Below are 7,965 nucleotides of genomic sequence, written 5' to 3'. Positions count from 1 at the left end.
CCACTACAACAGGGTTGTAGTGGCCTCCCGCACGCGCGGCGCGCTTGAGGGGTGGGGGTCAGTGCTGGGTGGAGGCCAGGTAGCGATCCTCGTTCGGCATGAGAACCCAGAGGACCAGGTAGACGATCACCTGGGTGCCGGGCAGCAGCAGGGACAGCAGGAACAGCAGCCGGACCATCCCGGCGGACATGCCGAACCGCCGACCGAGGCCGGCGCAGACACCGGCGAGCATGCGCCCCTCGCGGGGCCGGACCAGTTTGCGACTCATCGTCGTACTCCCACTCTGCGGCAGTGCGCCGCGTCTGCAATCCACGGTAGAAGGGGGTGGCCACCTCGCCCTCGGTCCCGAGGATGAGCGGTGGCCCGTGGACCCGTAGGTGCTTTACCCGGGCAGCCCCTCGCTGATGCCTCCCCGCGACCCGCCCGCGCCGCGCCCGAGCGCCGCGCACGGCGGGACCGGTGAAGATCGCGCTCGTTCACGGGGTGGCCTCGGGGAAGGGCCCAGACCACTGCAACATGGATCGAGCGTGATCTTGCAATGGCCGCGAGACGGCGGTCAGGTGCTCGCCTCCCAGCGGCCGGGTGGGCGTTGAGCTGGGCGGGTAGGCTGGCAGATCGGCCACCCACACCCCGGGTGACCGGCACCCATACCCCGGGCGGTCACGAGCGGGGCCGTCAGACCGGCGGTCACGACCCGGCCGGGTCCCGTACGCCGGGACGACGGCGAGGAAGCGCGGCCATGATCAGTGTTTTCGACCTCTTCAGCGTTGGTATCGGGCCGTCCAGCTCGCACACCGTGGGGCCGATGCGGGCCGCGCGTACGTTCGTTGGCGGGCTCAAGGCCGACGGGCTGCTCAGCGACGTCGCACGGGTGCAGGCTGAGCTGTTCGGCTCGCTGGGTGCCACGGGGCACGGGCACGGCAGTGGCCCGGCGGTGCTGCTGGGGTTGTCCGGTGAGTCGCCGGAGACTGTCGACACGGACACCGTCGGTCCTCGGGTCGAGCGGATCCGGGCCGAGCGGCGGATCAACATTCTGGCCGCCCACGAGATCGACTTTGACCCGGACCGGGATCTGACGCTGCACCGTCGCCGGTCGCTGCCGTACCACCCGAACGGGATGACCTTCGCGGCGTACGACGGGGCCGGCGCCGAGCTGCGCAGTCGCACCTACTACTCCGTCGGTGGCGGGTTCGTGGTGGACGAGGCCGCGGCCGGCGCGGACCGGATCAAGCCGGACAGCACAGTGGTTCGGTACCCGTTCCTGACCGGGGCGCAACTGTTGGAGGTCACCACCCGCACCGGGCTGTCGATCAGCGAGGTGATGCTGGCCAACGAGCGTTCCTGGCGCAGCGAGGCGGACATCCGAGCGGGCCTGCTGGAGATCTGGCGGGTGATGCGGGAGTGCGTGGAGCGCGGCTGTGAGCGCGACGGCGTACTCCCTGGGGGGTTGAAGGTCCGGCGGCGCGCGGCGGAGCTGCGGCGCGGCCTGGAGGCGGACGCCGGGACGCCCGACCCGCTGCACGCGATGGACTGGGTGACGCTGTTCGCCCTGGCGGTCAACGAGGAGAACGCCGCCGGTGGCCGGGTGGTCACCGCGCCGACCAACGGGGCGGCCGGGATCATTCCGGCGGTGCTGCACTACTACGCCCGGTTCGTGCCGGGGGCGTCCGACGACGGTGTGGTGCGGTTCCTGCTGACGGCCGGCGCGATCGGGGTGTTGTTCAAGGAGAATGCCTCGATCTCGGGTGCGGAGGTGGGCTGCCAGGGTGAGGTCGGTTCGGCGTGCTCGATGGCGGCGGCGGGGCTGGCCGAGGTGCTCGGTGGCACCCCGGAGCAGGTGGAGAACGCGGCCGAGATCGGGATGGAGCACAACCTCGGGTTGACCTGTGATCCGGTGGGTGGCCTGGTGCAGATCCCCTGCATCGAGCGGAACGCGGTGGCTAGCATCAAGGCGATCACGGCCGCCCGGCTGGCGCTGCGCGGCGACGGTGTGCACAAGGTGTCGCTGGACAAGGTCATCAAGACCATGCGGGAGACGGGCGCCGACATGAAGGTCAAGTACAAGGAGACGGCGCGTGGCGGTCTGGCCGTCAATGTGATCGAGTGCTGAGTCCGGTCGATTCGGGGCATTCGTTCACCGACTGCTAACCTGTCGTCCGTTTCAGGAGGCGGGAGGCTCGCGGTGACCTCTGGCGTCGCGGCGTTGTGGTCGCACCGCAACTCGCTGCGCATCCTGGTCAGGCGGGACCTGGCGGTCAAGTACCAGCAGTCGGTGCTGGGCTACTTCTGGTCGTTGATCGAGCCGCTCGGCATGGGCGCCATCTACTGGTTCGTGTTCGGGGTGCTCTACTCCCGCGACACCGGCCGGCATCTCGGCGAGGCGGCGGGGTCGTACCCGCTGTTCCTGATCACCGGCATCTTCGCCTGGATGTGGGCCAGCTCGGCCCTGAGCGAGGCCACGAACGCGCTGACCGGCCAGTCCCGGTTGATCACCACGATGAACGTGCCGCGTCAGATCTTCCCGATCGGCCGGGTCACCGGCCGGTTCGCCGAGTACGCGGCCGGCCTGCCGATCCTGATCGCCATCGCGGTGATCTACGCGGTTCACGGTCGGATCCACCCCGGCTGGTCGCTGCTCTCCCTGCCGCTCGCGGTGGCCGTCCAGGCTGTCCTGTTGACCGGGCTCGCCCTGCTGCTGTCCGCCTGGAACGTGCTGATGCGCGACGTGGAACGGTTGATGCGGCTGATCATCCGGGTGCTCTTCTACGCCACGCCGATCATCTATCCGCTCAGCCTGGTCCGCGAGTCCGGCCTGCCCGGCTGGCTGAAGGTGGTGTACGAGCTGAACCCCCTGGTCGGGATCTTCCAGTTGCATCACGCGATCTGGTACCCGGACGAGTTCCCGGACGCCCGGCTGCTCGCCACCACCGTCGTCGGCAGCCTGCTGGTGCTGGCCGCCGGCTGGTGGTCGTTCCGCCGGTTGGAACCCGCAGTGCTCAAGGAACTCTGACGTGGCCACCCCGATCATCGAGGCCGACGGCCTGGGCATCCGGTTCGTGCGGAACCGTCGCCGTCAGCTGCGCCTGCGGGAGCTGTTCATCCACCGGGGTGCGCGTGGTGCCCTGCCCGGCCAGTTCTGGCCGTTGCGGGACGTGTCGTTCACCATCGAACCCGGCGAGACGGTCGGCGTGATCGGCCGCAACGGCACCGGCAAGAGCACCCTGCTGCGGCTGATCGCCGGGGTGCTCATCCCCGACGAGGGCGACATCCGGGTGCACGGCGCGGTGGCACCGCTGCTCGAGTTGTCCGCCGGTTTCTCCAACGACCTGACCGGGCGGGAGAACCTGCACCTGGTCGGTGGCCTGCACGGGCTGTCGACGGGCTACCTGAAGCGGCACTTCGACGAGATCGTCGAGTTCGCCGGTGAGCAGGTGGAGCGGGCCATCGACACGTCGGTCCGGCACTACTCGTCGGGCATGAAGGTGCGACTCGGCTTCGCGATCATCTCGCACCTGCCGCACCCGATCCTGCTGATGGACGAGGTGACCGCGGTCGGGGACGCGGAGTTCCGCAAGAAGTGTTACGCGACGATTGATCGTCTGCTCGGGGAGGGGCGCACGCTGGTGTTGGTGTCACACAACGAAAAGGACCTGGCCCGGTTCTGTCGTCGGGGGTTGCACCTCGACGCGGGCCGGTTGACGCTCGACGGCACCATCGCCGAGGCGCTCGACGCGTACCACGCCGCGGTCCCGCGGTGACGCTCGCGATCGTGCTCGCCGCCGGGTCGCCGGCAGCGGGCCTGACCACCGCGACCGGTGAGCCGCTGGCCGACCGTCTGGCCGCCCAGTTGCGCCGGGCCGGTGCCGACGAGGTGCGCTTCGCCGCCACCCTCGACGAGTTGACCGCGCTGGTCGCCACCTCCACCGCCCCCGTGCTGGTCACCGGCACCGACCTGGTGGCGCACACCGCCGTGCTGCGGCACCTGGCCACCAGCCCGGTGGGGCCCACGGTGGCGCTGGTGCTGGGCGACCCGCCGGTGCCCGGGCGCACTGCCGTGCGGGAGGAACGCGGCCAGGTGGTCGACGCCGGCGCCCTGGACGCCCTCGACGGGGACGCCACCGGCGTGTTCGGCGGCGCGCTGCGGGTCGGCGTGGACGACCTGCCGACCCTCGCCGCAGCCGCCCGCGCCGCGGCGGGTGGCCCCGGGTCCGCCGTGGACCGGCTCTTCGCGGGTCTCGCGGCGCTCGGCACGCTGATCTTCGCCCAGCGGGTACGCCTGCTCGTCGCCCGCCGGGTCGAGGACGAGGACGAGCTGACCGCTGCCGAGGCGGCGGTGACCGCTGTCGACGAGGACCGGGCCGAGTTGCGGCTGTCGGTGAAGGAGAAGGACGACTTCTTCTCCACCTACTTCGTCAGCACCTGGTCCCCGTACGTGGTCCGGTGGGCGGCCCGGTTCCGGCTCACCCCGACCGGGGTGACGGCGATCTCGGTGCTGTTCGCGCTGGCCGCGGCGGTGCTGTTCGGGGTCGGTGGGCGACCCGCGCTGGTCGGCGGCGCGGTGCTGCTCTACCTCGGCTTCGTGCTGGACTGCGTGGACGGCCAGTTGGCCCGCTACACCCGGCACTTCAGCGCCTGGGGTGGCTGGCTGGACACGATGGCGGACCGGGCGAAGGAATACCTGGTCTACGCCGGCCTGGGCTTCGGGGTGAGCCACGCCGGGCTGGGCAACGGCTGGGCGCTCGCGATCGCCGCGATGACGTTGCAGACCGTCCGGCACATGACCGACACCTGGTACGGGGTGCTGCACGACGAGGCGGCCCGTCGACCGAGAGCTGCGGCGGGTGCCAGCGGCGGGATCGGTGACCGGCTCAACGCGGCGTCGACCCGTGTGCAGGCGGACACCGGGTCGCTGTCGTACTGGCTGAAGCGGACCGTCGTCTTCCCCATCGGCGAGCGGTGGGCGCTGATCGCGCTGACCGTTGCGCTGTTCAACCCGCTGGTCAGCCTGATCGCGGTGCTGGTCTGGGGTGTGCTGGCGTTCGCGTACACCGGGGCGCTGCGGACGTTGCGGGCCCGCTGGATGAGGGTGCCGGTGCTGGACACGGTCGACGCCACCCTGCACCGCGACGACGGCCCGCTGGCCCGCTGGCTGCCGGTGGTCCGCCCGATGGGGCCGCTGACCCTGGCGGTGATCGCCGCGCTCGGCCCGGCGGTGCTGCTGGTCGCGGCGCTGTGGGGCGACTCGCCGGACGGGCTGCGCTGGGCGGTGCCGGTGGCCCTGCTGGTGTTGCTGGTCGGCGGCCTGGGCGCGGGGGCCGCGCACAACGGTCCGCTGGACTGGCTGGTGCCCGCGGCCTTGCGGGCCGCCGAGTACCTGTTCGCCATCGCGGTCGGGGTGGTCGGTGAGGCACCGGGTTGGCTGATCTTCGGGTACGTCTTCGTGCTCACCGTGCACCACTACGACCTGACGGCCCGGCTGGAGAAGCGGCAGGCGGCACCGCCGCTGCACGCGTTCACGCTGGGCTGGGAGGGGCGCTCGGCGCTGCTGGCCCTCGCGGCGATTGCCGGCATCGTGGGTATCGGGCTGGCTACACTCGGTGCGTACCTTCTCGTGGTTTTCGTGGTGAGCGTCGTCCTGGCCTGGTTCGTGCGACCGGCCCGTAGCGCGCGGGCGTCGGTCGCGCCGGTGGGCGCTGGAGGTGCCGCGCCGCACTGACGGAGGGACGGCCGGATGACCCTGATCAGCTTCGTGGTGCCGGCCTTCCGTGTGCAGGGATACCTGCGTGAATGTCTGGACTCGGTCCTCGGTCAGCCGGAGACCGACATCGAGGTGATCGCCGTCGACGACTGCTCGCCGGACGCCAGCGGCGAGATCATCGACGAGTACGCGGCCCGCGACCAGCGGGTCCGCTCGGTTCGGCTGTCGGAGAACGTCGGCCTCGGTCCAGCCCGCAACATCGGGTTGGACCGGGCCGTCGGCGAGTACGTGTGGTTCCTCGACGGCGACGACTGGCTGGCGCCGGAGTGCCTGACCGAGGTCGCCGAGCGGTTGCGGGCGACCCGCCCCGACGTGCTGCTGGTCGACCACGTCCGCACCCACTGGAACGACACCGCGACCCGCAGCGCGATGGCCGAGGTGTTCCCGGAGTCGCCCGGCGCGGACACCTTCCGGTTGCGGGACCGGCCGGAGGTGATGCACCTGCTGCACACCGCGTGGAACCGGCTGGTCCGCCGGGAGTTCCTGGCCGGCCTGGGGCTGCGCTTCGCGCCGGGCTGGTACGAGGACGTCTCGTTCAGCTATCCGGTGCTGATGGCGGCGCAGCGGATCGGCGTACTCGATCGGGTGTGCGTCAACTACCGGCAACGCCGCGCCGGCGCGATCACCCGGACCCGGGGTGACCGGCACTTCGAGGTCTTCCCACAGTGGCACCGGGTCTTCCACCTGATGGACGCGTGGGGCTCGGCGACGGACGCCCTGCGGCCGGCGGTCTTCGAGCGGATGATCTGGCATTACCTGACCGTGCTGGGCAACGGCCAGCGGATCGCCCCGGAGCTGCGACCGGCGTTCTTCGCGCAGATCACCGCCGACTACGAGCGCTGGCTGCCGGCCGGCGGTTATCCGGTGCCGGACGGGGTGGAAGGGATCAAACACCGGCTCGTCGCGTCCGGCCGCTGGCGCACCTTCAGCGCGTTGCGGGCCGCCAGCCGGGCCCGCGACGCCGCCCGTCGGCAGACCCGCACCGCCCGGCGTCGGGTCGGCCCGGTCGCGCGCCGCGGTGCCCGGCTGACCCGCGACGGGTTGCTGCGCGAGTACTACCGGGCCGAGTTGCGTCGGCCGGTCGACCCGACGCTCGCGGTGTACGCCGCCTACTGGTTCCGGGGTTACTCCTGCAACCCGGCGGCGATCTACGAAGCTGCCCGGACGTTGGCGCCGGGGGTGCGCGGAGTGTGGATCGTGCGGCGGGACCGGGTGGACAGCGTGCCGGCCGGGGTGGAGTACGTGGTCGCTGGCACGCCGGCGTACTACCGGGTCCTCGCCCGCGCCCGGTGGCTGGTCAACAACGTCAACTTTCCGGACTTCGTCCGCAAGCGGCCGGAGCAGGTGCACCTGCAGACCCACCACGGCACTCCGGTCAAGGTGATGGGGCTGGACCAGCAGCGCTACCCGATCGGCGCGGGTCGGATGGACTTCGCCGGGCTGCTGCGCCGGGTGGACCGTTGGGACTACAGCGTCAGCGCGAACAGCTTCTCCACCCAGATGTGGGACCGGGCGTACCCGGCCACGTACACGACTCTGGAGGTGGGTTACCCGCGCAACGACCGCCTGGTGACGGCCGGTCCGGACGAGGTGCGTCGGCTGCGCGCGGAGTTCGGCGTCGGCCCCGACGAGCAGGTCGTGCTGTACGCCCCGACACACCGGGAGCATCTTCCCGGCTACCGGCCGCCGTTCGACCCGGACCGGTTCGTGCGGGCGCTGGGTGACTCGGGCCGGCTGCTGATGCGCAGCCACTATTTCCACGACCGTGACCGTCGCCCCGGTCGGCCGGTGGACTGGGAACGGGTTCGCGATGTGAGTGGCCACCAACGGGTGGAGGATCTCTACCTGATAGCCGACGTGTTGATCACCGACTATTCGTCGGCGATGTTCGACTATGCGGTGCTGGACCGGCCGATCGTGCTCTATACCCCGGACTGGGAGGCGTACCGGCTGGCCCGAGGGGTCTACTTCGACGTGACTGCCGAACCACCGGGCGCGGTGGTCACCACCTTCGCCGACCTGGTCGACCTGTTCCGCACCGACGCGGTGCGCTCCGACGCGGCGACCAAGGCCCGTGAGCATTTCCGCGGCCGGTTCTGCACATTGGACGACGGGCACGCGGCGGAACGGGTGGTGCGTGAGGTTTTCCTGGGGGAGCCCAGCGCGCGATCTTCGCGCTGCTGACCGCGCTGTCCGTCTCCTTTGTC

The 7,965-nt window shown here is 71.0% G+C and carries 6 protein-coding genes; 5 read left to right on the top strand and 1 reads right to left on the bottom strand.

The annotated features are described in order from the left end of the window. Positions 1-58: 58 nt before the first annotated feature. Positions 59-268 (bottom strand): PspC domain-containing protein, encoded by a 210-nt coding sequence (locus KBX34_RS14745; protein ID WP_088951236.1) that lies wholly within the window; start codon positions 266-268, stop codon positions 59-61. Positions 269-739: 471 nt separating this feature from the next. Here KBX34_RS14745 and KBX34_RS14740 point away from each other — a divergent pair, with 471 nt between their 5' ends. The 5 genes from KBX34_RS14740 (at position 740) to KBX34_RS14720 (ending at position 7,942) form a co-directional block, all read left to right on the top strand. After that, positions 740-2,110, top strand: coding sequence for an L-serine ammonia-lyase (locus KBX34_RS14740; protein WP_210792499.1), 1,371 nt, complete (start codon positions 740-742; stop codon positions 2,108-2,110). Between the two features lie 72 nt (positions 2,111-2,182). After that, positions 2,183-3,010 (top strand): ABC transporter permease, encoded by an 828-nt coding sequence (locus KBX34_RS14735; RefSeq protein WP_210925443.1) that lies wholly within the window; start codon positions 2,183-2,185, stop codon positions 3,008-3,010. Between the two features lies 1 nt (position 3,011). Continuing rightward, positions 3,012-3,758 carry an ABC transporter ATP-binding protein gene (locus tag KBX34_RS14730; protein WP_210925441.1) on the top strand — a complete coding sequence of 249 codons (747 nt, stop codon included), beginning with the start codon at positions 3,012-3,014 and terminating at the stop codon, positions 3,756-3,758. Next, a complete protein-coding gene (locus KBX34_RS14725; protein WP_210925439.1) occupies positions 3,755-5,716 on the top strand; it encodes a DUF5941 domain-containing protein in 1,962 nt (653 codons plus the stop codon). Before KBX34_RS14730 ends, KBX34_RS14725 begins: the two co-directional genes overlap by 4 nt. 15 nt (positions 5,717-5,731) lie before the next feature. Next, a complete protein-coding gene (locus tag KBX34_RS14720; protein WP_210925438.1) occupies positions 5,732-7,942 on the top strand; it encodes a bifunctional glycosyltransferase family 2 protein/CDP-glycerol:glycerophosphate glycerophosphotransferase in 2,211 nt (736 codons plus the stop codon). Positions 7,943-7,965: the final 23 nt, after the last annotated feature.

This window comes from Micromonospora sp. M61 (assembly GCF_018070245.1).
In the GTDB taxonomy this organism is placed as follows: domain Bacteria; phylum Actinomycetota; class Actinomycetes; order Mycobacteriales; family Micromonosporaceae; genus Micromonospora; species Micromonospora zamorensis.
The sequence above is the reverse complement of the archived record's forward strand: the minus strand, read 5'-3'. Positions and strand labels throughout refer to the sequence as shown.